Origin of the sequence: Halovivax asiaticus JCM 14624 (assembly GCF_000337515.1) — an archaeon.
GTDB lineage: Archaea > Halobacteriota > Halobacteria > Halobacteriales > Natrialbaceae > Halovivax > Halovivax asiaticus.
The window spans coordinates 401,139-424,069 of record NZ_AOIQ01000021.1; the positions used below are offsets into that span (position 1 = coordinate 401,139).

The window sequence follows — 22,931 nt, forward strand, 5'->3', positions numbered from 1 at the left end:
GCTCACCACTCCGTACCGCATCCTCGTACAAAAGGTAATCGGCTGTGGCAGGCATTGACTCTCGTGACTGTCGCGGGAGTCGACTGATACGGTTGATCGGTTGGTCACTGCCCACGTCCCCGATCGGCGTTGTTGCACCTGTCATTGGGAGCAAACGTGGTGACCACTCCGACATTGGCGGCGAATCGCCGCGTCGTCTCTTCTCTCCCGAATCCCGCTACGGGTGAAATCCACGGAAGATAAGACGGATGGATGGAATGGATGTGCTATGTCTCTCAGTCTTCCGGAACTGGACTCCCACCTCTTCAAGTGTGCGGATATCATCCGTGACGCCGTCGATTCGACGGATTACAAGGACTACATCCTCCCGCTGGTCTACTACAAGACGATCTCGGACAACTTCGAGATCCAGTACGAGGCCTACGCCGAGGAGTACGGTGAGGATCACGCCCAGCGGCCGAACCTCTACGACGTGCCGTACGTTCCCGAGGGGTACCTGTGGGCGGATCTGCGGGCGGTCACCGAGAACGTGGACGAGGCGATCAACGACGCCTTCGACGCGCTTCGCGAGGCGAACGACGGCGAGGTCGAGGGCGTGTTCCGGGCCGACTACGTCGCCGAGGACGCGTTGACCGACGATCGACTCACGCGACTGATCGAGCACCTCTCGACGTACGATCTCGACACCGAGAGCATCCCCGCCGATATGCTCGGCGAGGCGTACATGGACCTGGTGCGTCACTTCGCCGAGGAGGAGGGCAAGTCGGGTGGCCAGTTCTTCACGCCGCCGCACATCGTCGAGCTGATGGTCCGCTTGCTCGCCCCGTTCGAGGACGGCGACACCTTCCACGACCCGACCGTGGGCTCCGGTGGGATGCTGGTCGAGGCCGCCACCCACTACCGCGACGAGCAGGGCGAGGATCCGTCGAAGCTCACCTTCACGGGCCAGGAGATCAACCCCGATATCGCCGCGATCGCGAAGATGAACCTCTCGATCCACGGGCTCACCGGGCGGATCGAGCGCGAGGATTCCCTCCTGCGGCCGCAGTTCACCGAGGACGGATCCCTGACCCAGTTCGATTTCGTGCTCGCGAATTTCCCGTTCTCGGCAGACTGGCAGAAGGACGACCTCCAGGACGACACCTTCGGCCGCTTCGACTGGCACGAGAAGCTACCCCGCGCCGACCGCGGCGACTACGCCTTCATCATGCACATGGCCGAGCAGTTGAACGCGACCGGCCAGGCGGCGATCGTCGTCCCCCACGGCGTGCTCTTCCGGAAGCACGAGGCGCGGTATCGCAAGCCGATGATCGACGACGACATCGTCGAGGCCGTGATCGGCCTACCCGAGAACCTCTTCCAGAACAACTCGATCCCGAGCGCGATCTTGGTCCTCAACCGCGACAAACCCGACGATCGCGCCGACGAGGTCCAGTTCATCCACGCCGCCGACGGGGACTTCTACGAGGAACTGAGCAACCAGAACGAACTGACCGAGGCGGGCCTCGACCACATCGAGGAGAACTTCGCGGGCTGGACGACCGAGGAGCGCGTGAGCCGGACGGTCTCACTGGACGAGATCCGCGAGAACGACTACAACCTGAACATCGCGCTGTACGTCGACACCACAGAACCCGAGGAGGAGATCGACGTCGCCGAGGAACTGGCGAAATTGCGAGAGCTCCAGGCCGAGCGCGACGAAATCGAGACGCGCATGACCGAGCACATGGAGGCGCTTGACTATGAGTGAGCAGGCCAACGTCAACGAACATGTAGACGAGGAGAACGAACATGGTCAGCCAATAGACGAGGATTCCGATGAGCTGGATCAGGAAGATTTTGGACCGTTCACTCTGTCCACCCCTGGCGATTGGACAGCGAAGCGGTTGGGGGACATTAAACGACTCATCACGAGGGGGAAGCAACCAACATACGCTGATGAGGGAGTTCCAGTCATCAATCAGGAGTGCATTTACTGGGACGGCTGGCATTTCGAGAACCTTCGTTATCTGGATCAAGGCGTTGCAGAAGACTGGAAGGACAAATACTTTCCACAAAAAGGTGACGTAATTCTTAATTCAACTGGGCAGGGGACACTCGGCCGCGCGCAGGTGTATCCTGATGGTGAACGGCGAGCCATTGATTCCCACGTCACTCTTCTCAGAACAGATGACAAACTGAGTCCTCACTTTCACAGGTACTTTCTGGAGAGTCACCTCGGACAGGCGCTTCTCTATTCAATGTGTGTAAACGGGTCCACTGGACAAATCGAACTCTCCAAAACTCGACTCGATCTTCTTCCAGTGCCGCTTCCACCACTAGAAGAACAGCGCAAAATCGCCAGCGTGCTCTACACCGTTGATCGGGCGATCCAGAAGACGGATGAAATCATTGAGCAACTGAACTGCGTTAAAACCGGTGTAGTCCAAACCGTGTTCCGGCGTGGAACCAAATCTCATGATACCTTCCAAACGACGGGCTCAGGCGAATACCCAGATCAATGGAATCTCGTTAAGTTCGAGAATCTAATTGAAGACACGCGCTATGGGACGGATAATAAGTCGAATACCGATAAAGATGGGTATCCAACGTTCAGGATACCTAATATCGTCGAAAAACGGATTACGACGGACGATCTCAAACACACGCCACTGACTGACGACGAGTTGGAGCGTCTTCGATTGAAAGAGGGTGATATACTCGTTATTAGGACCAATGGAAATCCAAACTACGTTGGTCGGTGTGCAACCTTCTCCAATAAGGAGGAACCGTTCGTTTTCGCGTCATATCTATTCCGACTTCGAGTTGACGAGTCACGAGTTCGACCGGCGTTTATCCGTGAGTTCCTGAACTCACAGCGTGGCCGGAGCGAAATGTCTGGGTGGGTACGCAGTTCAGCTGGAAACTATAACCTGAGTGTAGGCGCAATTGAGAGGTTCAACGTTCCCGTTCCGCCCCTTGACGAACAGGATAAAATTGTAGAGAGAATAAATGATGTAGAGCGGTCAATTCGCGTGAACGAAAGAGACCGCGACCGCCTCCAACGTCTCAAACAGGGCCTCATGCAAGACCTTCTCTCAGGCGAAGTCCGTACTCACGACACGGACATCGAGATCGTGGACGAAGTCCTTCAACACGGCTAACGATCGACATTCCGTTACTGCGATTACTTGGAAACGGCGCGCTAAACAAGAGACGAACTGTATTCTCCCTCACTTGACCAATTGATTCCGCCCTCTCACCAGTAACTATATTACCTTTCACGTCAATGAACCAGACGGAAGCCCCGTCCGTTGGGTACGAAAGTGCCCCGGGTGCTAGGAACACCCGAGACGTGGCTTCCAAATCCCACCCAAGGGATTGTGGTCGCCATGTTCCGCAAGACACCATCGAGACAAAAAGGTCTCGCACGCCCGTTGCCTAGAGAGTCGTATCGCTATCCGTCGCTGACCTTCGTTTTCGGGGATGGGGGGCCGAGCCCCTCCGATCGGTTCGGACTGCCGGACCGGGAGGTGCTCGGATGAAATCCGTCGAGCGAACGAGCGACGGCGCCGGCGATGAGACTCCCGACCGGGAGTGCTACCGGTGCGATCGGGACGTGGCACCACGGCGGCTCTTTCGGATCACCACCGAGCCGCCGGCGTCGCTCTCGCAGGACTACCAGACTGCGGAGCGATTTTGCTGTCCGGACTGTGCAGCTGGCATGAACCTCTCCGAGTTCTCCGAGCAACTGAAAGCCCGCGCTCGTCGGGGTGGGAACTCGGCGACGAAGTGACCGCGGCCATCATCACCTGACACCGCGGTTTTGGAACCTGGGTGTGGGCTCCCTCTGCTTATCTAACCACCACGCCGACTGCGGGACCTGTCCGTTGCTACGTGACCGTATCGTGACTTTCTGCGACCCGGTTCCTGCGACAATTGTCATTTGACTTAGCGAGTGAGAACCCCCGCTAACCCAAATTGTAGGGTCGGAATTTTGACTTAGCGCCGAGCACGGGCGTACTGTTTATTAGGCAGGTAGCTTCATCGGTCTGTCTAACCCAAATTGTCCCGGACGTCCCCATCAAAGATTCATCGACGCCGGTTACGACTACCGATAGAAACTTCGGGCTCGCATCAAAAGGGACATTAAATGACAAAATCGGTTCCCACCGAGGGCGGGCTCCAGCGGTCGGTCCTCCAGTGGCTCGACGGCCTCGGGTGGGAAACGTACGGACTCGACGAGGGTTATGGGGCGACGGTCCTCGACGAGCGCTACGGGCGGACGCGCTCTGAGGTCATCTACTGGGACCTGCTCGCCGAGGCCGTCGTCGACCTCAACGACGAACTGACGGCGGAGAACGTCGACCGCTTCCTGAATTCGCTCCGGCGCGACCTCGACCACGACAACCTCTTCGACGGCAACCAGGCGTTCCACGAACTCCTGACGACGGGGAAGAAACACACCGTCGATCAGCAACACAACGGCACGAAGACCATCTACGCCGACCTGATCAACTTCGACGAGCCCGAGAAAAACCGACTGCACGCCGTCGACGAGTTCGCCATCACCCGGCGCGGGTCGATCCGCCCCGACGTGACCCTGCTCGTCAACGGCATCCCGATCGTCCAGCTGGAACTCAAATCCGTCACGCAGGACGCCGACGTCTACGACGCGATTTCGGACCTCCAGGAGTACGAGGAGACGGTCCCGCGGGCGTTCGTCCCGACGCTGTTCAACGTCGCCGCCGACCAGCGGACCCTCCAGTACGGCGCAGTCGGCGCCGCCCGCGAGTTCTATCAGGGCTGGACGACCGCTCCCGACGCCTACGAATCGGAGAACGCTGTCGAGCAGGCTGTGCACGCGCTGTTGAACCCGACGACGCTGCTCGACATCCTGAAGCACTTCGTCTTCTACGAGCGCCAGGCCGACCAGGACGCGAAGATCGTCCCGCGACACATGCAGTACTACGCGGTCAGGGAGATTCTCGAACGCGTCGACCGGGGTGAGCATCGCAAGGGGTTGATCTGGCACACCCAGGGCTCGGGCAAGTCGTTCACGATGCTGTTCGCGGCGAAGAACCTCCTCGAACGCGACATCCTCGACGCCCCGCAACTCTTCATCGTCGTCGACACGGACAAACTCAACAGCCAGATGCGCGACCAGCTCGCCAACCTCTCCTTCGAGCGCTGGACCGAAGCCGAGAGCATCGAGGGGCTGGAAGCCACCATCGCCGCAGGGCGGAGCGAACTCGTCGTCACGACGATTCAGAAGTTCCAGGACGTCGATCCCGGCGTGGGGGCGACCGACGAGGCCGTCGTGCTGTCGGACGAGGCCCACCGCTTCATGGAGGCCGATCTCAAGAGCCGACTCGACGCTGCCCTGCCCGACGCCTACCAGTTCGGGTTTACCGGCACGCCGGTCCGCGAAGGCGACCGGGACAAGGATCGGAACACGTTCGACGAGTTCTCCCCCGAGGGCGAGGAGTATCTCCACCGCTATTCGATAAAGGACGGCATCGACGACGAGCTGATCCTCCCCGTCTTCTTCCGCCTCCGGCACGAGATGGAGTGGGACGTCGACGAGACGGGTCTCGACGAGGAGTTCGACGAAGCGTTCGCCACCCTCCCCACAGACGAGAAGCTGGCCGTCATCCGCGACCACGTCACCAGCCGCATGCTCGCCGAGATCGAACCCCGCGTCGAGCGCGTCGTCGACGAGATCGACGACCACTTCGACGGCGTCGCAAAGAACGGCTGGAAGGGCATGGTCGTCACCCCGAGTCGGGAGTCGGCGGCCATGTACGGGGAACGCCTGATCGACCGACGCGGCGAGGACGCCGTCGAGGTACTCTTCACCGCGACCAACGACGATCCCGACCTGCTCCAGCAGTTCCACACCGACCCCAACGAGCGCGACGAGATCGTCCGGGGGTTCAAAAAGCAAGACGAGCCCAGACTGCTCGTGGTTCACAACATGCTCCTGACGGGCTTCGACGCACCCGTCCTGAAGACGATGTACCTGGATCGGGAACTGCGGGATCACACCCTCATGCAGGCCATCGCGCGGACGAACAGACCCGCCGACGGCAAGGAAAACGGCGAGATCGTCGACTTTCAGGGCGTTTTCGAGAACATCGACGACGCGCTCGATTACGACGACACGACCAGGCAGTACGCCGCCCAGGACAGGGAGAAGCTGTTCGAAAAACTCGAGAACCAACTCGACGCAGTGCTCGCCATCTTCGAGGGGATCCCCCGCGAGGACAGCCAGGAGACGGTCGACGCCTGTCTCGACCGGGTGGGTTCCCAGCCCGAAAAAGGCGAGTTCAAACGAAAGTTCCGCCGCCTCCAGGACCTCTACGAGTCCGTCTCGCCCGACCGTCGACTCGTCGAGGAGGGGATCGTCGAGGACTACGGCTGGCTCGGCCGGATCCATACGGCGTTCCAGCGGACGGCCAACCGTTCGGAGCGCCCCGAAGACGAGATGCGGGAGAAGACCCGTGAAATCATCGAAGAACACGTCGACATCGGCGAGATCAAACGGGAGTACCCGGTCTACGAACTCGGCGCCGAGTACCTGGACGATCTCGATCACTTGCGCAGCGACGCGGCGAAAGCGACGACCATCGCCCACGCGATCAAGGAGAGTACCCAGCCCCGGATGGGGCAGAACCCGCGTTACGAACGACTGAGCGAGCGCGTGACCGACATCGTCGACGAGTGGCGGGCCGGCGATCGAACCGATCCCGAAACCGTCGAGGCCCTGCGGGAAGTCGAGGAGGCGGTCCTCGAAGTCGACGAGGAGGCGAACGAACGGGGGATGACGGACGCCGAATTCGCGATATTCACCGACCTGACGGAGGAGCGAGACACCGAGCTCTCCGAGGACACCGCAGCCACACTCGCCAGGGACATCGTTTCCGAGTTCGACGACCGCATAGACACGAGTTACCAGGGGTGGGAGACGAACCCGAAGACCGTCCAGCAGATCGAACTGGTCCTGCTCGATGTTTTGGTCAAAACGCACGAGCGTGGCGACCTGGTTACCGACGAGTTCATCGACGCCGTTCACACCTACCTGATTCAGAACTATGTCGCGGACGAGTGAGCGAACGACGACGCTGGCCGGTGAGGAGGTGGTCTACGACGTCACGACGAGTGCCGACGCCTCGCAGTCTCGAATCGACGCTGGCATCGATGGCATCACGGTGGTTCTTCCTGCAGATGGTGACGACGATCCCGAAGCGATCCTCTCCGAAAATGCGACGTGGGTCCTCGACAAGAAGGCGAAGTTCGACAGCTACCGAGACGACGTCCCGGATCGGACATTCGAACCTGGCGAGCGGTTTCCGTATCTGGGTGACGAGCACGAACTGGTCGTCGAGCCACGACAGAAATCCGCCGTCGAAGACGGAACGATTCGCCTCCGACGGAGTGCGGTCGACCAGTCGTCGGTCGAGCGGGCGCTACGGAACTTCTACCGACGGCAGGCCCGTGATTATCTCTCCGACCGGCTCGATCAATTTGCGGACGAGATGGGGGTTGCGTACGACAGGCTGGAAATCAGGAACCAGCGAACCCGCTGGGGGAGCTGTTCGACGACCGGCACGATCGGCCTGAACTGGCGATTGCTGATGGCACCGCCGGCGATCATCGACTACGTCTGCATCCACGAACTGGCCCATCTTCGTGAGGCCAACCACACGGACGCGTTCTGGGCACTCGTCGCCGATCACGATCCGGCCTATCGAGAACACGCCGAGTGGCTCGACGAACACAGTGCGCGGTTGATCTTCTCGTCGGAGGATCTGTAACAGAATCCGCGCTCACTTTGTCTTGTTTGGGTAAGGAACATTCTCTACGGGGGAGGAGTCGTCCGGGAAGTGTTGGCCCAGGAATGAATGGTTGTTGTCCACCGGCAGTTGGGCGGTCGCATTTTCAGGGGCGTGTACACGAGTCGAGGGTCATTTACGAAGTGAATTGGTCTCCATGGTCGAACGTACGTGCAACTCCAGTATGAGTAATGGAAGTGATGGATATCTCATGGCAGTGTGATGCAAAAAGCGGGTACCGGAAACGACTGGTCGATCCGAGTGAACTACGGCCCGTGAGTGACGCTGACTACCCCAAACTCGCTGGACGTACTTTGTTCCGATACAACCTCTCCGTCTTCGAGGATCTGTACTGTGAGTTCGGTATTTGAACCATCTTCTTTTTGAACCGTTGCGCTGATGATCATTGTATCGTCGGATACGTCGAGCGTGTCATCTCCGCTGCCATCGACACTACGGGTGGCAGATTCTTCACCGATGGCTCCTGACCACTCGCCGTCGTAGAGGATTCGTATTTGGTTGCCTTCGGCCCCTTCCTCGGCGCCAGTTACCCCATCGTCAGCGGTTGGTTCAACTTCAGCCGCAGACGGGCCTGCGTCATCTACATCCGTTTCTGGCTCAACACCATCCTGACCCATGAGTCCACCTGCTATGACGAATCCAATGACCACCACGCCCAGGACGATCCATCGTGAGAATGTTACGTTATACCCCTCTCTGATTCGACCTCGGGTTGCTGGGAGGGCAAACAAACCAACCGCTACCACTATCGCGCCAGCGGCTGGATCCGTTAGAAGCACCGCTAACCCAACGAGGATAATCAACGGTGCGATGATCCAAGCGAGTATGCGACCGATTGTGATTTTCTTCTCTTTTGACGGATTGGATCCATCATTACGGATTTCTGCTTCACCCTCATTGGATCCACTCATTCGTTCGGTATCGGCCAGGTCGGTACGTGTACCGGTCTGATCTGCCCCGCAATTAGGGCAGAACTGTGCGGTCTCCTCCAGTGCTTCCCCGCATTGATGGCAATTCGTATTTGGTGCCTTCTTGTCCATTGGTACCAACCCACATGATTGGCTATTCTCCACTACTAAGTATAGTTAGTGTAACATTTGCTTGAGTTTCGTTCCTGTTGGATAGAGGTCTTATGAGGTACGAGGGTTACAGTGGGCTACCTCGGGATACCGAACTAATTGAGATGAATCCACCCGTGGAGGGTGCGAACGAGAATCGAGCGGTAGCCAAGGGAATTGGGTAAGATCGAGAAAGTAGGCCAGTGCAATAGCCTCGATGAGGGCAGGACGTCGCTATGTGGAAATAACGTGGTAGGGGGGGAATTCGATGAACCCAAGTCTCAGAGGCTCGGTTTAAAGAGGATTCGTATCTTACGGAGATGCGCTGGCTGGGATTTGAACCACCTGAAGACGGTCTCACTCGCTTCGCTCGTGAGCGTGCGTCTTCCGTACTTCAAATCTCAGGACGATTTCCGTCGCTCGCGGATTTGTTCGCGACAGAGATGCGCTGGCTGGGATTTGAACAACGCGAAGACGGTCCTGCTCGCTCACTCCGTTCGCTGTGCGGGCTGCGACTTCTCTCGTTCAAATCCAGGGCGACTTCACGGCTCACGGGTTCCGAGCACACGCTACGCGGTGCTCGGGAAAGTTGTTCGCCGTAGAAGTGCGCTGGCTGGGATTTGAACCCAGGTTGTGACCATGGCAAGGTCACGTGATACCACTACACTACCAGCGCCCTGCTGCACTCTCATCTAATCGCCGATGGAGGTATAAGGGTTGCGAAAGGCGGGCGTTTCGCCACGCCGTGTCACGGTTGTCGTTGGTGGAGGAGCTGGCGGGTGTGCGCCCGGAAATGGTAATATATCGGGATCTCCTTCTCAGGCTGACAATTTCCCCGTGGGTACCCTGTCGCTGTCTATCACGTTTTCGTGGGTGAGAGGCCGTCACAGCCCCGAATCGTTTCGCCATGCTTTTAAGACCCTGTCCGCAATGAATCGCTACAGTCTAGTGACGAGGCGCCGAAGCGCTACGGTATGACCGTCAGCGTACTCGTGCCGTCGTCGATCGCCCGTGAAGCCGAGGACAAACGCGAGGCTACTCGCAAACTCGGATACGTCGCCCGCGCGGCGACGATCTTCCGGGCCGACCGCCTGATCGTCTTCCCCGACGGGGATGGCGAAACGGGTCGATTCGACGGCGGGTTCGTCGAAACCGTGCTGCGGTACGCCGCAACGCCCCCGTACCTCAAAACCGAGGCGTGGGGCAAGCGGGACGAACTGGAGTATGTGGGCGTCTTACCGCCGCTCCGCGCTTCATCACGGACCGGCTCCGAATCGAACGGTTCGGGGTCGTTAAGACGAGGGATCGTGACCGAGGTCGGACCTGAAGGCCGCGTCCGGGTCAATTGCGGACTGCAACACCCGATCTCCCTCAACGTGCCACCGAAAATGGTGGTCGATGAGGGGGAGCGCGTGACCGTCAGGATCTCTTCGCGACGACCGGTCCGGGCGAAGCTCGTCGACGAGCCCCTTGCGGGGCTGTCGATCGAGCGGACGGACCTCTCCGCAGCACTCGGCCGTGAGGACGCCGGTGTTCGCATCGCGTCGTCCCGGTACGGTGAGGAACTCACCGCCGGACGTCTCGAGACACTGGCCGGACGCGTCGAGCGCGACGGCATGACCGTTGCGTTCGGTGCGCCCGAGAGAGGGCTGCCGGACATCCTCGGAATCGAGGAGTCACGTGCCGGCGCGTCGTCCAGCGGGGACGGCGGGGCGGCAGACGGAGTCGAACCCAGCGGCGATCCGGGGTTCGACCTCTGGCTGAACACGGTTCCGAACCAGGGCAGCGGGGTGGTGCGAACGGAAGAGGCGATGTTCGCCACCCTCGCTTGCCTCTCACTGAGAGCGTGATAGAATGCCACAAGCAAATAGACCACGCAAAGGCTCACTCGGATTCGGCCCACGCAAGCGGGCGACCAGCGAGGTCCCGCGCTTCCGTTCGTGGCCGGATGACGACGGACAGCCGACGCTACAGGGCTTCGCGGGCTACAAGGCCGGCATGACCCACGTGGTGACGGTCGACGACGCGGCCAACTCGCCGACCGAAGGGATGGAGACGACCGTCCCGGTCACCATCGTGGAGACGCCGCCGATGGCCATCGCGGCCCTGCGAGCGTACGAAGAATCGCCATACGGACAACAGCCGGTCGCCGAGGTCTGGGCGGACGAGCTCGACGACGAGCTCGAACGCACACTCGACCTGCCGGGCGACGACTACGACCGCGACGCCGCTGCGGACGAGTTCACCGCCGCTCTCGACGAGGGGCGCGTGGACGACGTCCGCGCGATCACGTACACGACGCCGGGCGAGATCCAGTCCGTGCCGAAGACGAAGCCGGACGTCATGGAGACGCGCATCGGCGGCGGCTCGGTCGACGACCGCGTCGAGTTCGGTCTCGATCTGCTCGAGGCCGACGGTGGCGAGCACGTCATGAACGACGTGTTCCGCGCCGGCGAGTACGTCGACGCGAGCGGCGTCACGAAAGGAAAGGGCACCCAGGGCCCCGTCAAGCGCTGGGGCGTCCAGAAGCGCAAAGGCAAGCACGCCCGTCAGGGCTGGCGTCGCCGTATCGGTAACCTCGGCCCGTGGAATCCGAGCCGCGTTCGCTCGACGGTTCCCCAGCAGGGTCAGACCGGGTACCACCAGCGCACCGAACTGAACAAGCGCCTGCTCGCCATCGGCGACGGCGCCGACGCGACGGTCGACGGCGGCTTCGTCAACTACGGCGAGGTCGACGGCCCGCACGCGTTGATCAAGGGTTCGCTCCCCGGGCCATCACAGCGACTCATTCGCTTCCGCCCGGCGATCCGACCCGGAGACCAGCCGCGCCTCGATCCCGAGGTCCGGTTCGTCTCCACCGCATCGAACCAGGGATAATCTATGCAGGCAACAGTACACGACCTGGACGGCGCCGACGCGGACACGGTCGAGCTCCCGGCGATCTTCGAGACGGAGTATCGCCCGGACTTGATCTCCCGCGCGGTACGCGTCGCCCAGGCAAACCGAACACAGGCCTACGGCGCCGACGAGTTCGCTGGGAAGCGAACGTCGGCGGAGAGTCCCGGCAGCGGCCGGGGGATGGCTCACGTCCCACAGCAGGGTGGACGCGCACGTCGCGTTCCCCAGGCTGTCGGTGGACGGAAGGCCCACCCGCCGAAACCCGAGGCCGACCGCACCGAATCGATCAATACGAACGAACGAAAGCTCGCGACGCGGAGCGCCATCGCGGCGACCGCGGACGCCGACCGCGTCGCCGAGCGCGGTCACGAGTTCGACGACGACCTCGACCTTCCACTGGTCGTCGACGACGAGTTCGAGGACCTGGAGAAGACCAGGGAGGTCGTCTCGTTCCTCGAAGCGACCGGGCTCGACGCCGACATCGAGCGTGCCGACGAGGGACGCTCCGTCCGAGCCGGCCGTGGTAAGACCCGCGGTCGCAAGTACAAGCAGCCGAAGTCGATCCTCTTCGTAACGGGGAGCGAGGCCGGTCCGTCGCGGGCCGCTCGCAACCTCGCGGGCGCCGACGTCGCGACCGCAGCTGAGGTCAACGCCGAGGATCTCGCGCCCGGTGCGCATCCGGGTCGACTGACCGTCTGGACCGAAGCCGCACTCGCGGAGGTGAGCGATCGATGAGTTCGATCATCGACTACCCGCTCGTGACCGAGAAGGCGATGAACGACATGGACTTCGAGAACAAGCTCCAGTTCGTCGTCGACGTCGACGCGGCGAAACCCGAGATCCGTGAGGTCGTCCAGTCGCGGTTCGACGTGACCGTCACGGACGTCAACACGCAGGTACAGATGGACGGCACGAAGAAAGCGATCGTCACACTGAGCGAGGACGACGACGCGCAGGAAGTCGCCTCGCGAATCGGGGTGTTCTGACCATGGGACGACGAATTCAGGGACAGCGACGTGGTCGCGGGACCTCGACGTTCCGCGCACCGTCGCACCGATACAAGGCCGATCTCGAGCACAAAAAGCCCGAAGAGACGGACCTCGTCAGCGGGACGGTCGTCGATATCGAGCACGATCCGGCTCGATCGGCGCCCGTCGCCGCCGTCGAGTTCGACGACGGCGATCAGCGCCTCGTCCTCGCACCCGAGGGAATCACCGTCGGCGAGGAACTGCAGATTGGCATCTCCGCGGAGATCAAGCCCGGTAACACGCTTCCGATCTCGGAGATCCCGGAAGGGGTTCAGATCTGTAACGTCGAGGCCAAGCCCGGCGACGGTGGGAAGTTCGCGCGCGCATCGGGCGTCAACGCGGACCTGATCACCCACGACCGCAACGCTGCGGTCGTCCAGTTGCCGAGCGGCGAGACGAAGCGTCTCGACCCCAACTGCCGCGCGACGATCGGCGTCGTGGCCGGCGGTGGCCGCACGGACAAGCCGATGGTCAAAGCCGGAAACAAGTACCACAAGATGCGCGCACGGGGGACGAAGTGGCCCCGCGTTCGTGGTGTCGCCATGAACGCCGTCGACCACCCGTTCGGTGGCGGCGGTCGCCAGCATCCCGGTCGCCCGAAGTCCGTCTCGCGGGACGCCCCGCCGGGACGGAAGGTGGGCGACATCTCGTCGCGGCGAACGGGCCGCGGTGGTAACAAATGACCCAGGAGTACCGAACCGGCCGCGAGGGTGAGTTCACCTACCGTGGCCACACGTTAGACGAGCTGCAGGAGATGGAGCTCGACGAGGTCGCGGAACTGCTGCCCGCACGTAAGCGGCGAAGCATCCGACGCGGGCTCTCGACCGAGCAGGAGAAGCTGCTCGAGAAGGCCCGTAACCGAACGGAAGAGGAGACCGCGAACGATCCGATCCGGACGCACCTGCGCAATATGCCGGTGCTGCCGGAGTTCGTCGACCTGACTTTCGCCGTCTATGACGGCCAGGAGTTCGGTCGCGTTCGCGTCGAGCCCGAGATGATCGGTCACTACCTGGGCGAGTTCCAGCTCACCCGGACGTCCGTCGAACACGGACAGGCCGGTATTGGCGCAACACGCTCCTCGAAGTTCGTGCCACTGAAGTGATCGTCCAATGGGAATCAACTACTCAGTCGACGCGGACCCGGACTCCACGGCGAAAGCCATGCTCCGGGAGCGTCACATGAGCCACAAGCACAGCAAGGAAATCGCCCGGGAGATCAAGGGCATGACCGTCGGTGACGCCCAGGAGTACCTGGCCGCCGTCATCGAGGGTGAGCGCTCGGTCCCGTTCAAGTCCCACAACACCGGTGCCGGACACCGTTCGGACGTCGACGGCTGGGACGCCGGCAAGTATCCGGAGAAGGCGAGCAACGCCTTCCTCGACCTGCTGGAGAACGTCGCCGCTAACGCAGCCCACCAGGGCTTCGACGGCGAGACGATGAAGATCGCCCACGTCGCCGCCCACAAGGTCGGCGAGTCGATGGGCCGCAAACCCCGCGCGATGGGCCGAGCGACGGCCTGGAATACGCCAGAGGTCGACGTCGAAATCGTCGTCGCCGAAACCGAAGACATGGAGGGTGATGCCTGATGGCAGACGAACACCAGTTCATCGAGAACGGATTGCGCCGCTCGCAGATCGACGAGTTCTTCGCGGACGAACTCGGTCGCGCCGGCTACGGCGGCATGGACGTCGCCCAGACGCCGATGGGGACCCAGATCGTCCTCAAGGCCGAGAAGCCAGGGATGGTTATCGGCAAGGGCGGTGAGAACATCCGGAAGGTTACGACGGCCCTCGAGGACCGATTCAACCTCGAAGATCCACAGATCGACGTCCAGGAGGTCGACGAACCCGACCTCAACGCCCGCATCGTCGCGGACCGACTGGCCAACGCCCTAGAGCGTGGCTGGTACTTCCGCAAGGCCGGGCACACGACGATCGACCGGATCATGGACGCTGGCGCACTCGGTGCCGAGATCGTCCTCTCCGGAAAGGTCACGGGCGCACGCTCGCGCGTGGAGAAGTTCAACCGTGGCTACATCAAGCACAACGGCGAACCCGCCGACGAGGTCGTCGATCACGGTCAGGGCGTCGCCGTCATGAAACTCGGGACGATCGGCGTGGACGTCAAGATCATCCCGCCGGGTGCCGAGTTGCCGGACGACTTCCACGTCGAGGAAGACCTCGATCCTGAGGAGGTCGTTCCGGACGCCGTCGAAGCAAACGAGGGCGTCGAGGAACTGCTCGAAGGCACGCCTGCGGAAGACGAAGCCGAAGCGGATGTCGACGAGGAACCGGCCGAGGACACCGAGGCCGAACCCGAACTCGACGAGGAGGTCGTCGAGGAAGCCATCGAAGAAGAGATCGTCGAGGAGACGGTCGAAGACGAGACCGAGGCGGACGCCGACGAGGCTGACGCCGCGGCCGACGAGGTCACGGAGGATCTCGACGAAGAGATCGAAGCCGAGGCCGAGGAACTCGTCGCCGAGATGGAAGGCGAGGAGGACGACGCAGACGAGGGAGGTGACGCCTGATGGCGATCGTTCACGTCGAGGAACTCCGCGACATGACGCCCGCCGAGCGCGAAGCCGAACTCGAAGAACTCGAGACGGAACTGCTGAACCAGAAGTCCGTCCTCGCGGCCGGTGGGGCCCCGGAAGATCCGGGCCGCATCAACGAACTCGGCAAGACGATCGCTCGGATCAAGACGATCCAGCGTGAGGAAGGCGACTTAGACGAAGAATAACCATGCCACTGACACCCGAGACGCTCCCGCGACACGAACTCACTGGCCTTTCGGTCAGGGTCGTCGAGAGTGACGACCCTGGTCGGGTCGGTATCCGGGGACGGGTCGTCTGCGAGACGACCAGCACCCTCCGGATCGAGCGCGCTTCGCCGGAGGCGGAGCGACGCGAGTCGCGAGACGGCGGTGACGACGCCGACGCACGTGACGCGGACGGCGCTCGGGTGGTTACGGTACCGAAGGTGGGAACGACGTTCGAATTCGCGATCACAGATGACGCCGCCGGGGTCGAAAAGGCCCCGGGGACCGCGTCCAAACTGGCCGACACTCAACCTGCGGGGGAGTCCGACCCGGATTCCACCACAGACAGCGCTGGCGAGGGCGTGGCCTACGTTACGGTCGATGGATCGCGCCTGAACGAACGACCGGCCCGCCGTACCGAAACGGCAGGAGATTCACCATGGCAATAGGACTAGATGTAGACACCCCTCCGGAACCGGCAAACCCGGAGGAATACGACTACGAGAAGTGTCCGTTCTACGGCGAGCTTCCCGTTCGAGGACAGGTCCTCGAAGGGCAGGTCGTCTCGACGGACATGGACAAGACCGTAGTCGTCGAGCGAGAGTACGACGTGGCCGTACCGAAGTACGATCGGTACATGAAGCGTCGCTCGCGCATTCCGGCACACGTGCCGGGCGTGCTCGAGCCGCTCTCGGTCGGTGACTCGGTCAAGATCGCAGAGACCCGACCACTGTCGAAGACGAAATCGCACGTGGTCGTCGAAGTAACACAGGAGGCGACCGCCGAAGACGTCGCCGAGCTCACGCGTCAGGAGGAACCTGACCGTGAACTCTCGGCCGAGGACGTGACGGCGGACGCCGACGCCGAGGAAATCGAGGGTGAGCAGTGATGGAGGCGATCAAGGCCGACGTCACGCAGGGACTCAAGAAGGGGTCGCTCGTCACCTGTGCCGACAACACCGGTGCCCGAGAGCTGAAGGTTATCAGCGTCGCGGGCTACCACGGCACGAAGAACCGCCAGCCCAAGGCTGGCCTCGGCGACAAGGTGACCGTTTCCGTCACCAAGGGGACGCCCGAGATGCGCCGCCAGGTGCTCGAAGCCGTCGTCGTCCGTCAGCGCCAGACCGTTCGGCGCCCGGATGGCACGCGCATGAAGTTCGAGGACAACGCGGCCGTCATCGTCGACGAGAACGAGGAACCCCGCGGAACGGAGATCAAGGGACCGATCGCTCGCGAAGTCGCCGAACGGTTCGGTGCCATCGCGAGCACCGCCACGATGATCGTATAGAACCATGAGCAAGCAACCACGCACACAGCGAACGCAGACTGACCGTGCCCCGCTGCACAAGCGCGGCACGCAGCTGCACGCGACGCTCACCGAGGAACTCCGCGAGGAGTACGACACCCGTCGCACGCGCGTCAACGCCGGTGATACGGTCGAAGTGATGCGCGGCGATTACGCCGGGACGGAGGGAGAGGTTCTCACCGTCTCGCTTCGCGACGGCGTCATCCACGTCGAAGACGTCACGGTCGAGACGGCCGACGGCGAGGAAGTCGCTCGCCCGCTCGACGCGTCGAACGTCCGCATCACGGACCTCGACCTGAGCGACGAGCGTCGCGAGGCACGACTCGAAGGTGATAGCGAATGAGCAACCATCAGAAACGACTCTCGGTACCGAAGTCCTGGCCGGTCGAGCGAAAGACCGACACCTTCACGGTGAAGGCCGGGGCCGGCCCGCACGGTGAAGACGGCGTTCCGCTGCTCATCCTGCTGCGGGACGTGCTCGAGTACGTCGACAACCGAAAGGAGGCGCGCTACGCCCTCGCGAACGACGCTGTGCTCGTCAACGGCGACGAGATCAGCGACGAGGAGCGTCCGATCGGAATGTTCGACATTCTGGCGTTCCCCGACCGCGAAGAGGCCTACCGCGTCTTCCCGGACGAGGGTGGCCGCCTCTCGCTGACCCCGATCGACGCCGAATCGGCCGAGAGCCGACTCGGCAAGGTCGAGGGCAAACGACAGGTCACCGGCGGCGTCACGCAGCTCTCGCTGCACGACGGCACCAACGTGACCGTCGACGACGAGGCCACCTACGGTGTGAACGACTCCGTCGTCGTCGACAACGAATCGAAGGAGATCGTCGCACACTTCCCGTACGAGGACGGTGCGCTCGTGACGGCCGTTCGCGGCAACCACGCCGGCAAGATCGGCCAGATCGCCGAGATCGACGTCACGCCCGGGAGCGGCTCGAACATCGTCACCGTCGAAGCGGCCGAGGCGGCCGTGACGGACGAGGAATTCGAGACCGTCGAGGAGTACGTCGTCGTTATCGACGAGAACTTCGTAGACGGCGAGGCGACAGGAGGTGACGACGAATGAGCGACGCCGAATCGTCGGCAGACTTCCACGCGATGCGCGAACCGCGCGTCGAGAAAGCTGTCGTCCACATGGGCGTCGGGCAGGGCGGTCGCGAACTCGCCGACGCCGAGGACATCATCGAAGAGATCTCCGGTCAGCAGAGCGTCCGCACGCAAGCGGCCGCGACCGAACCGGAATTCGGCATCCGCCAGGGTGAGCCGATCGGGACGAAAGTCACGCTCCGTGGCGACGACGCCCACGAGTTCCTCGAGACGGCACTGCCGATCGCGGACCTCTCCGCTCGCCAGTTCGACGAGACGGGGAACTTCAGCTTCGGTGTCGCCGAACACACCGACTTCCCCAGCCAGGAGTACGACCCGAACATCGGGATCTACGGACTGGACGTGACCGTCAACCTGGTCCGTCCCGGCTATCGCGTTGCGAAACGCGATCAGGCGACCCGGTCGATCCCGTCGAACCATCGACTGACGCCCGAGGACTCGATTCGATTCCTCGAGGCGGCGTTCGACGTGGAGGTAGACGATGAGTGAAAGTGAGAACGAACAGACGGGCGAGCACGCCGCAAAGCGCACGGGACAGCTTGAGTCCTGTCAGCGCTGTGGCCGTAAGCAGGGACTTGTCGGGAAGTATGACATCAATCTCTGCCGCCAGTGCTTCCGCGAGATCGCCCGCGACATGGGATTCAAGAAGTACAGATGACAGGTAACGACCCACTCAGTAACGCGCTCTCGGGCATCGACAATGCAGAGAGCGTGGGCCATCTGAGCCACGAGGTACGGCCCGCCTCGAACGTGATCGGACAGGTACTCGAGGTCTTCTACGACCGCGGGTACGTCGACGGCTTCGAGTTCGTCGACGACGGCAAAGGCGGTCAGTTCGAGGTCGAATTGAACGGAGCGATCAACGAGTGCGGCCCCGTCAAGCCACGCTACAGTGCCGGCGCCGACGAGTTCGAGAAGTGGGAGAAGCGGTTCCTCCCCGCTCGGGACTTCGGTGCGCTCGTCGTCACGACGAGCGAGGGCATCATGAGCCACTACGAGGCTCGTGAGCGCGGTATCGGGGGCCAGGTGATCGCGTACGTCTACTAGCACAATGGCACGAACAACACTCACCATTCCCGACGACGTAACTGTCGAGGTCGACCACCTCGACGTGACGGTCGATGGGCCGGAAGGGACGGTTTCCCGTCGCCTCTGGTACCCGGACGTCACCGTCGAGGTAGATGGCGACCAGGTGGTTATCGAGAGCGACGCCGACGACGCCAAGACGACGGCGACGGTCGGCACGTTCGAGAGCCACGTCCGCAACGCCTTCCACGGCGTGACCGACAACTGGGAGTACGAGATGGAGGTTTTCTACTCGCACTTCCCGATGCAGGTCGACGTCGAAGGCGACGAAGTCGTCATCGAGAACTTCCTCGGCGAGAAAGCACCGCGACGAACGACTATCCACGGTGATACCCAGGTGAGCGTCGATGGCGAGGCCATCACGCTCTCCGGCCCGAACAAAGAAGACGTCGGCCAGACCGCAGCTGACATCGAGCAGCTGACCCAGGTCACTGGGAAAGACACGCGTGTCTTCCAGGACGGCGTCTACATCACCGCCAAACCCAGCACGGGAGGTGCCTGATCATGTCCGAAGACGAATCTGACGACGCCGAAGCAGCAGTCGAGGAGGGAACTCCCGAGAGCTTAGCGGAGATCAGTGGCGTCGGCGCGAGCAAGGCCGACGCACTTCGTGAAGCCGGATTCGAGTCCGTCGACGACGTCAAAGAAGCCTCCCAGGACGACCTGGCGGCGGTCGAAGGCGTCGGCATGGCGCTTGCGGCCCGAATCAAGGCTGACGTCGGCGATCTCGAGGTCGACGAGGAGACCGAGGCCGAGATCGAAGACGAGGCCGAACCCGAAGCGGAGGCCGAGGCCGAAGACGTCGAGACCGAACTGCAGCCCCGGGGCCTGACCGAGAAGGAGCCCGATCTCTCAGACGAGGAGGGCCGGCTCCTGACCGAGCGGCGCCACGAGGGCAACCCGCAGTTCAACCGACAGGACTACCACAAGAAAAAGCGGACGCCGGAATCCTGGCGAAAGCCACGTGGTGGTCTCTCGAAGCAGCGCCGCGGCGTGAAGGGCAAGGGCCCCAAAGTCGAGGCCGGCTACCGGACGCCGACGACGGTGCGCGGCAAGCACCCGAGCGGCTTCGAGGAGGTTCGCGTCGAGAACACGGACGACTTGGACGGCGTCGACGGCGACACCGAAGCCGTTCGTATCGCCGGTTCGGTCGGTGCTCGCAAGCGCGAACGCATCGAAGAACAGGCCGAGGACGCAGGCATTCGCGTCCTCAACCCGACCTACGTCGAAGTGGAGGTAGACGAATGACGGACCTGAGTGCACAGAAGCGACTCGCAGCGGACGTCCTCGACGTCGGCAAGAATCGTATCTGGTTCGATCCGGACGCCCAGGGAGAGATCTCCCAGGCGATCACGCGCGAGGAGATCCGCGAACTCGTCGACGACGGCACGATCCGTGCCGAGGACGCCCGCGGCAACTCCCGCGGTCGTGCCCGCGAACGGAACGCGAAGCGAGCATACGGCCACCAGAAGGGGCCGGGCAAGCGACGCGGGAAGGCGGGTGCCCGTCAGGATAGCAAGGAACAGTGGCGAAATCAGATTCGGGCTCAGCGACGGAAACTGCGCGAACTGCGCGACTCGGACGAGCTTACACCGACCGAGTACCGCGAACTCTACCGCAAAGCTGGCGGTGGCGAGTTCCGCAGCGTCCGGTACATGCTGACCTTCATCGAGAACGAATACGGTGACGAATAATGGCAACAGGACCACGATATAAGGTACCGATGCGACGTCGCCGGGAGGTCCGGACGGACTACCATCAGAGGTTGCGCCTGCTGAAATCGGGCAAGCCGCGCCTCGTCGCGCGGACGTCCAACGCGCACGTCAGGGCGCAGCTGATCACTCCCGGCCCCCAGGGCGACGAAACACATGCAAGCGCACACTCGGGTGACTTGGCCGAGTTCGGCTGGGAAGCACCCACGAGTAACCTGCCTGCGGCGTATCTGACCGGCCTCCTGGCCGGCATGCGCGCGGTCGAGGCCGGTGTCGAGGAAGCGGTCCTCGATCTGGGTCTCCACACGGCGACGCCGGGCAACAAGGTGTTCGCGGTTCAGGAGGGTGCGATCGACGCGGGGCTCGAGATCCCGCACAACGACAGCGTCCTCGCCGACTGGTCGCGCACGCGCGGCGAACACATCGCCGAGTACGCAGAGTCGCTCGACGAACCGCTCTACAGCGGTGATTTCGACGCGACCGACCTCCCCGAGCACTTCGATACGGTACGAGAGGAGATCAGCAATGAGTAACCGACAGGACGGCGGGTGGGAGCCCGTCACACGACTAGGGCGAAAGGTACAGGAGGGCGAGATCGACACGATGTCGGCCGCACTCGACTCCGGGCTTCCGCTGAAGGAGCCGGAGCTCGTCGATCAGCTCCTGCCGGGGCTCGACGACGAGGTACTCGACATCAACATGGTCCAGCGGATGACCGACTCCGGACGACGCGTGAAGTTCCGCTGTGTCGTCACCGTCGGTGACCGAAACGGCTTTGTCGGTTACGCCGAAGGGCGTGACGACCAGGTCGGGTCGGCCATCCAGAAGGCTATCGAGATCGCGAAACTGAACATCATCGAGGTTCCCCGCGGCTCCGGGTCGTGGGAGGATCGATCGGACCGGCCCCACTCGCTGACCCACCGAACGAGCGGCAAGGCCGGCTCGGTCGAGGTCGACGTCATTCCGGCACCCGAGGGCCTCGGACTGGCCGCGAGCGACACTGTTCGTGCCGTCCTCGAACTCGCGGGTATCGAGAACGCCTGGACGCAGAGCCACGGCAACACCCGGACGACGGTCAACCTCGCGAAGGCAACGTTCAACGCGCTCGAAAACGCCTCACAGTCCCGCATGCAAGCTCGGACGCAGGATAACGAGGGCGCCGAGGTGGCCGAGCGATGAAGGCGCTCGTCCAGCTTCGCGGCGAGGTCGATCGCTCGGATGCGGTCGATGACACGCTGATGATGCTCAACATCCCCGAGGTCAATCACGCCACGCTCGTTCCCGAGCGGGACACCTACCGCGGGATGATCACGAAGGTTCACGACTACGTCGCGTACGGCGAACCCAGCGCGGACGTGCTCGCGACGGTGCTCTCGAAGCGAGCCGAGCCGCTCGAGGGCCGTCAGTCCGACGTGGACGAGGCGTGGGTCGCCGACAACACGGCCTACGACGACTTCGACGGGCTCGCCGAGGCGCTACTCGAAGAGGAAACGACACTTCGCGAGGAAGGACTCTCCCCGACGCTTCGCCTGCACCCGCCACGTGGTGGGCACGACGGGATCAAGAAGCCGACGGGCGACGGTGGCCAACTCGGAAAGCATACAACGGAGCAGATTAACGACCTGCTAGAATCGATGCGCTAACCATGACGAGTAAGAAAAAGCGCCAGCGCGGATCGCGAACCCACAGCGGCGGGACGCACAAGAACCGCCGTGGAGCCGGCCATCGAGGCGGCCGCGGCCGCGCCGGGCGGAGCAAACACGAGTTCCACAACTACGAACCGAAGCACAAACACGGCTTCAAGCGCCCGCAGGACGCGCAGCCGACGGTCGAAGAGGTAGACGTCCGTACGCTGGACGAGGACCTCCCGCTGCTCGTTGCCGACGGCGTGGCCGAGGAGACCGACGATGGGTACGCGATCGATGCCCGCGACGTCGCCGACGACGGAGACGACGTCGACCTCGTGAAGGTTCTCGGCTCCGGTCAGGTCCACGACGCGCTCTCCGTGACCGCCGACGCGTTCACCGACGGCGCACGTGAGAAACTCGAAGCCGCTGGTGGCGCCGCCGTCCTCACCGAGCGTGGCGAGGCGCGAGCCGCCGAAACCGACGACGAGGAGACAGAGGACTAATAC

General features: G+C 62.6%; 30 protein-coding genes and 1 tRNA gene. 29 read left to right on the forward strand and 2 right to left on the reverse strand.

Translation table 11 applies throughout. The features are described 5' to 3' along the window. Window positions 1-268 precede the first annotated feature (268 nt). The 5 genes from C479_RS14530 (at window position 269) to C479_RS14550 (ending at window position 7,796) form a co-directional block, all read left to right on the forward strand. The gene (locus C479_RS14530; protein WP_007704176.1) at window positions 269-1,750 is read left to right on the forward strand and encodes a type I restriction-modification system subunit M; all 1,482 of its coding nucleotides are present in this window, start codon (window positions 269-271) and stop codon (window positions 1,748-1,750) included. Further along, complete coding sequence (locus C479_RS14535) at window positions 1,743-3,143, forward strand: restriction endonuclease subunit S (RefSeq protein ID WP_007704178.1); 1,401 nt, start codon at window positions 1,743-1,745, stop codon at window positions 3,141-3,143. The genes C479_RS14530 and C479_RS14535 overlap by 8 nt, the downstream gene beginning before the upstream one ends. 377 nt (window positions 3,144-3,520) lie before the next feature. After that, window positions 3,521-3,775: a hypothetical protein gene (locus tag C479_RS14540; protein ID WP_007704182.1), complete on the forward strand. Its 255-nt coding sequence runs from the start codon at window positions 3,521-3,523 to the stop codon at window positions 3,773-3,775. Between the two features lie 357 nt (window positions 3,776-4,132). After that, the gene (locus tag C479_RS14545) at window positions 4,133-7,090 is read left to right on the forward strand and encodes a type I restriction endonuclease subunit R (RefSeq protein ID WP_007704185.1); all 2,958 of its coding nucleotides are present in this window, start codon (window positions 4,133-4,135) and stop codon (window positions 7,088-7,090) included. Continuing rightward, window positions 7,074-7,796 carry a M48 family metallopeptidase gene (locus C479_RS14550; RefSeq protein ID WP_007704188.1) on the forward strand — a complete coding sequence of 241 codons (723 nt, stop codon included), beginning with the start codon at window positions 7,074-7,076 and terminating at the stop codon, window positions 7,794-7,796. The genes C479_RS14545 and C479_RS14550 overlap by 17 nt, the downstream gene beginning before the upstream one ends. A 284-nt stretch (window positions 7,797-8,080) precedes the next feature. Here the strand turns inward: C479_RS14550 and C479_RS14555 are convergent, their stop codons facing one another. Together C479_RS14555 and C479_RS14560 are read right to left on the reverse strand one after the other, a co-directional pair. After that, the gene (locus C479_RS14555; protein WP_152415921.1) at window positions 8,081-8,875 is read right to left on the reverse strand and encodes a zinc-ribbon domain-containing protein; all 795 of its coding nucleotides are present in this window, start codon (window positions 8,873-8,875) and stop codon (window positions 8,081-8,083) included. Between the two features lie 623 nt (window positions 8,876-9,498). Continuing rightward, window positions 9,499-9,569, reverse strand: a tRNA-Gly gene (locus C479_RS14560). A 298-nt stretch (window positions 9,570-9,867) separates the two neighbouring features. Here C479_RS14560 and C479_RS14565 point away from each other — a divergent pair. Genes C479_RS14565 through C479_RS14680 form a run of 24 tightly spaced genes read left to right on the forward strand, consistent with a single transcriptional unit; the run spans window position 9,868 to window position 22,928 of the window. Then, on the forward strand, window positions 9,868-10,743 hold the full coding sequence (locus tag C479_RS14565) for a putative RNA uridine N3 methyltransferase (RefSeq protein ID WP_007704194.1): 876 nt from the start codon (window positions 9,868-9,870) through the stop codon (window positions 10,741-10,743). Window positions 10,744-10,747: 4 nt separating this feature from the next. Next, window positions 10,748-11,770 carry a 50S ribosomal protein L3 gene (locus C479_RS14570; protein WP_007704197.1) on the forward strand — a complete coding sequence of 341 codons (1,023 nt, stop codon included), beginning with the start codon at window positions 10,748-10,750 and terminating at the stop codon, window positions 11,768-11,770. Between the two features lie 3 nt (window positions 11,771-11,773). Further along, window positions 11,774-12,526, forward strand: a complete 753-nt coding sequence (rpl4p, locus tag C479_RS14575; RefSeq protein WP_007704200.1) for a 50S ribosomal protein L4 — start codon at window positions 11,774-11,776, stop codon at window positions 12,524-12,526. Continuing rightward, window positions 12,523-12,777 (forward strand): 50S ribosomal protein L23, encoded by a 255-nt coding sequence (locus tag C479_RS14580; RefSeq protein WP_007704201.1) that lies wholly within the window; start codon window positions 12,523-12,525, stop codon window positions 12,775-12,777. Before rpl4p ends, C479_RS14580 begins: the two co-directional genes overlap by 4 nt. 2 nt (window positions 12,778-12,779) lie before the next feature. Further along, window positions 12,780-13,502 (forward strand): 50S ribosomal protein L2, encoded by a 723-nt coding sequence (locus tag C479_RS14585; RefSeq protein ID WP_007704202.1) that lies wholly within the window; start codon window positions 12,780-12,782, stop codon window positions 13,500-13,502. Beyond that, window positions 13,499-13,921, forward strand: coding sequence for a 30S ribosomal protein S19 (locus C479_RS14590; RefSeq protein ID WP_007704203.1), 423 nt, complete (start codon window positions 13,499-13,501; stop codon window positions 13,919-13,921). The genes C479_RS14585 and C479_RS14590 overlap by 4 nt, the downstream gene beginning before the upstream one ends. A 7-nt stretch (window positions 13,922-13,928) precedes the next feature. Next, window positions 13,929-14,405 (forward strand): 50S ribosomal protein L22, encoded by a 477-nt coding sequence (locus tag C479_RS14595; protein ID WP_007704205.1) that lies wholly within the window; start codon window positions 13,929-13,931, stop codon window positions 14,403-14,405. Next, complete coding sequence (locus C479_RS14600) at window positions 14,405-15,349, forward strand: 30S ribosomal protein S3 (protein WP_007704208.1); 945 nt, start codon at window positions 14,405-14,407, stop codon at window positions 15,347-15,349. Before C479_RS14595 ends, C479_RS14600 begins: the two co-directional genes overlap by 1 nt. Then, window positions 15,349-15,561 carry a 50S ribosomal protein L29 gene (gene rpmC, locus C479_RS14605; RefSeq protein ID WP_007704210.1) on the forward strand — a complete coding sequence of 71 codons (213 nt, stop codon included), beginning with the start codon at window positions 15,349-15,351 and terminating at the stop codon, window positions 15,559-15,561. The genes C479_RS14600 and rpmC overlap by 1 nt, the downstream gene beginning before the upstream one ends. Before the next feature lie 2 nt (window positions 15,562-15,563). Continuing rightward, a complete protein-coding gene (locus C479_RS14610; protein WP_007704212.1) occupies window positions 15,564-16,028 on the forward strand; it encodes a ribonuclease P protein component 1 in 465 nt (154 codons plus the stop codon). After that, window positions 16,019-16,468 carry a 30S ribosomal protein S17 gene (locus C479_RS14615; protein ID WP_007704213.1) on the forward strand — a complete coding sequence of 150 codons (450 nt, stop codon included), beginning with the start codon at window positions 16,019-16,021 and terminating at the stop codon, window positions 16,466-16,468. The genes C479_RS14610 and C479_RS14615 overlap by 10 nt, the downstream gene beginning before the upstream one ends. Next, a complete protein-coding gene (locus tag C479_RS14620) occupies window positions 16,468-16,866 on the forward strand; it encodes a 50S ribosomal protein L14 (RefSeq protein WP_007704216.1) in 399 nt (132 codons plus the stop codon). Before C479_RS14615 ends, C479_RS14620 begins: the two co-directional genes overlap by 1 nt. A 4-nt stretch (window positions 16,867-16,870) precedes the next feature. Then, entirely contained in the window at window positions 16,871-17,227 is a 357-nt protein-coding gene (rplX, locus tag C479_RS14625; RefSeq protein WP_007704217.1) for a 50S ribosomal protein L24, read from the forward strand. Continuing rightward, on the forward strand, window positions 17,224-17,958 hold the full coding sequence (locus C479_RS14630) for a 30S ribosomal protein S4e (protein WP_007704218.1): 735 nt from the start codon (window positions 17,224-17,226) through the stop codon (window positions 17,956-17,958). Before rplX ends, C479_RS14630 begins: the two co-directional genes overlap by 4 nt. Then, window positions 17,955-18,488 (forward strand): 50S ribosomal protein L5, encoded by a 534-nt coding sequence (locus C479_RS14635; RefSeq protein WP_007704219.1) that lies wholly within the window; start codon window positions 17,955-17,957, stop codon window positions 18,486-18,488. The genes C479_RS14630 and C479_RS14635 overlap by 4 nt, the downstream gene beginning before the upstream one ends. Next, the gene (locus C479_RS14640) at window positions 18,481-18,657 is read left to right on the forward strand and encodes a 30S ribosomal protein S14 (protein WP_007704220.1); all 177 of its coding nucleotides are present in this window, start codon (window positions 18,481-18,483) and stop codon (window positions 18,655-18,657) included. Before C479_RS14635 ends, C479_RS14640 begins: the two co-directional genes overlap by 8 nt. Beyond that, window positions 18,654-19,046, forward strand: coding sequence for a 30S ribosomal protein S8 (locus C479_RS14645; protein ID WP_007704222.1), 393 nt, complete (start codon window positions 18,654-18,656; stop codon window positions 19,044-19,046). Before C479_RS14640 ends, C479_RS14645 begins: the two co-directional genes overlap by 4 nt. A gap of 4 nt (window positions 19,047-19,050) precedes the next feature. Beyond that, on the forward strand, window positions 19,051-19,587 hold the full coding sequence (locus C479_RS14650) for a 50S ribosomal protein L6 (RefSeq protein WP_007704224.1): 537 nt from the start codon (window positions 19,051-19,053) through the stop codon (window positions 19,585-19,587). Window positions 19,588-19,589: 2 nt separating this feature from the next. Further along, a complete protein-coding gene (locus C479_RS14655; protein WP_007704226.1) occupies window positions 19,590-20,333 on the forward strand; it encodes a 50S ribosomal protein L32e in 744 nt (247 codons plus the stop codon). After that, window positions 20,330-20,779 (forward strand): 50S ribosomal protein L19e, encoded by a 450-nt coding sequence (locus C479_RS14660; protein WP_007704228.1) that lies wholly within the window; start codon window positions 20,330-20,332, stop codon window positions 20,777-20,779. Before C479_RS14655 ends, C479_RS14660 begins: the two co-directional genes overlap by 4 nt. Next, window positions 20,779-21,330 carry a 50S ribosomal protein L18 gene (locus tag C479_RS14665; RefSeq protein WP_007704230.1) on the forward strand — a complete coding sequence of 184 codons (552 nt, stop codon included), beginning with the start codon at window positions 20,779-20,781 and terminating at the stop codon, window positions 21,328-21,330. Before C479_RS14660 ends, C479_RS14665 begins: the two co-directional genes overlap by 1 nt. After that, window positions 21,323-21,976, forward strand: a complete 654-nt coding sequence (locus tag C479_RS14670) for a 30S ribosomal protein S5 (protein WP_007704232.1) — start codon at window positions 21,323-21,325, stop codon at window positions 21,974-21,976. Before C479_RS14665 ends, C479_RS14670 begins: the two co-directional genes overlap by 8 nt. Further along, window positions 21,973-22,440 (forward strand): 50S ribosomal protein L30, encoded by a 468-nt coding sequence (gene rpmD / locus C479_RS14675; RefSeq protein WP_007704234.1) that lies wholly within the window; start codon window positions 21,973-21,975, stop codon window positions 22,438-22,440. The genes C479_RS14670 and rpmD overlap by 4 nt, the downstream gene beginning before the upstream one ends. A gap of 2 nt (window positions 22,441-22,442) precedes the next feature. Next, window positions 22,443-22,928 carry an uL15m family ribosomal protein gene (locus C479_RS14680; RefSeq protein ID WP_007704236.1) on the forward strand — a complete coding sequence of 162 codons (486 nt, stop codon included), beginning with the start codon at window positions 22,443-22,445 and terminating at the stop codon, window positions 22,926-22,928. Window positions 22,929-22,931: the final 3 nt, after the last annotated feature.

Coding starts and splice junctions, on each gene's coding strand:
- C479_RS14530 (WP_007704176.1), top strand. CDS start 269: ATGTCTCTCAGTCTTCCGGAACTGGACTCCCACCTCTTCAAGTGTGCG.
- C479_RS14535 (WP_007704178.1), top strand. CDS start 1,743: ATGAGTGAGCAGGCCAACGTCAACGAACATGTAGACGAGGAGAACGAA.
- C479_RS14540 (WP_007704182.1), top strand. CDS start 3,521: ATGAAATCCGTCGAGCGAACGAGCGACGGCGCCGGCGATGAGACTCCC.
- C479_RS14545 (WP_007704185.1), top strand. CDS start 4,133: ATGACAAAATCGGTTCCCACCGAGGGCGGGCTCCAGCGGTCGGTCCTC.
- C479_RS14550 (WP_007704188.1), top strand. CDS start 7,074: ATGTCGCGGACGAGTGAGCGAACGACGACGCTGGCCGGTGAGGAGGTG.
- C479_RS14555 (WP_152415921.1), bottom strand. CDS start 8,875: ATGGACAAGAAGGCACCAAATACGAATTGCCATCAATGCGGGGAAGCA.
- C479_RS14565 (WP_007704194.1), top strand. CDS start 9,868: ATGACCGTCAGCGTACTCGTGCCGTCGTCGATCGCCCGTGAAGCCGAG.
- C479_RS14570 (WP_007704197.1), top strand. CDS start 10,748: ATGCCACAAGCAAATAGACCACGCAAAGGCTCACTCGGATTCGGCCCA.
- rpl4p (WP_007704200.1), top strand. CDS start 11,774: ATGCAGGCAACAGTACACGACCTGGACGGCGCCGACGCGGACACGGTC.
- C479_RS14580 (WP_007704201.1), top strand. CDS start 12,523: ATGAGTTCGATCATCGACTACCCGCTCGTGACCGAGAAGGCGATGAAC.
- C479_RS14585 (WP_007704202.1), top strand. CDS start 12,780: ATGGGACGACGAATTCAGGGACAGCGACGTGGTCGCGGGACCTCGACG.
- C479_RS14590 (WP_007704203.1), top strand. CDS start 13,499: ATGACCCAGGAGTACCGAACCGGCCGCGAGGGTGAGTTCACCTACCGT.
- C479_RS14595 (WP_007704205.1), top strand. CDS start 13,929: ATGGGAATCAACTACTCAGTCGACGCGGACCCGGACTCCACGGCGAAA.
- C479_RS14600 (WP_007704208.1), top strand. CDS start 14,405: ATGGCAGACGAACACCAGTTCATCGAGAACGGATTGCGCCGCTCGCAG.
- rpmC (WP_007704210.1), top strand. CDS start 15,349: ATGGCGATCGTTCACGTCGAGGAACTCCGCGACATGACGCCCGCCGAG.
- C479_RS14610 (WP_007704212.1), top strand. CDS start 15,564: ATGCCACTGACACCCGAGACGCTCCCGCGACACGAACTCACTGGCCTT.
- C479_RS14615 (WP_007704213.1), top strand. CDS start 16,019: ATGGCAATAGGACTAGATGTAGACACCCCTCCGGAACCGGCAAACCCG.
- C479_RS14620 (WP_007704216.1), top strand. CDS start 16,468: ATGGAGGCGATCAAGGCCGACGTCACGCAGGGACTCAAGAAGGGGTCG.
- rplX (WP_007704217.1), top strand. CDS start 16,871: ATGAGCAAGCAACCACGCACACAGCGAACGCAGACTGACCGTGCCCCG.
- C479_RS14630 (WP_007704218.1), top strand. CDS start 17,224: ATGAGCAACCATCAGAAACGACTCTCGGTACCGAAGTCCTGGCCGGTC.
- C479_RS14635 (WP_007704219.1), top strand. CDS start 17,955: ATGAGCGACGCCGAATCGTCGGCAGACTTCCACGCGATGCGCGAACCG.
- C479_RS14640 (WP_007704220.1), top strand. CDS start 18,481: ATGAGTGAAAGTGAGAACGAACAGACGGGCGAGCACGCCGCAAAGCGC.
- C479_RS14645 (WP_007704222.1), top strand. CDS start 18,654: ATGACAGGTAACGACCCACTCAGTAACGCGCTCTCGGGCATCGACAAT.
- C479_RS14650 (WP_007704224.1), top strand. CDS start 19,051: ATGGCACGAACAACACTCACCATTCCCGACGACGTAACTGTCGAGGTC.
- C479_RS14655 (WP_007704226.1), top strand. CDS start 19,590: ATGTCCGAAGACGAATCTGACGACGCCGAAGCAGCAGTCGAGGAGGGA.
- C479_RS14660 (WP_007704228.1), top strand. CDS start 20,330: ATGACGGACCTGAGTGCACAGAAGCGACTCGCAGCGGACGTCCTCGAC.
- C479_RS14665 (WP_007704230.1), top strand. CDS start 20,779: ATGGCAACAGGACCACGATATAAGGTACCGATGCGACGTCGCCGGGAG.
- C479_RS14670 (WP_007704232.1), top strand. CDS start 21,323: ATGAGTAACCGACAGGACGGCGGGTGGGAGCCCGTCACACGACTAGGG.
- rpmD (WP_007704234.1), top strand. CDS start 21,973: ATGAAGGCGCTCGTCCAGCTTCGCGGCGAGGTCGATCGCTCGGATGCG.
- C479_RS14680 (WP_007704236.1), top strand. CDS start 22,443: ATGACGAGTAAGAAAAAGCGCCAGCGCGGATCGCGAACCCACAGCGGC.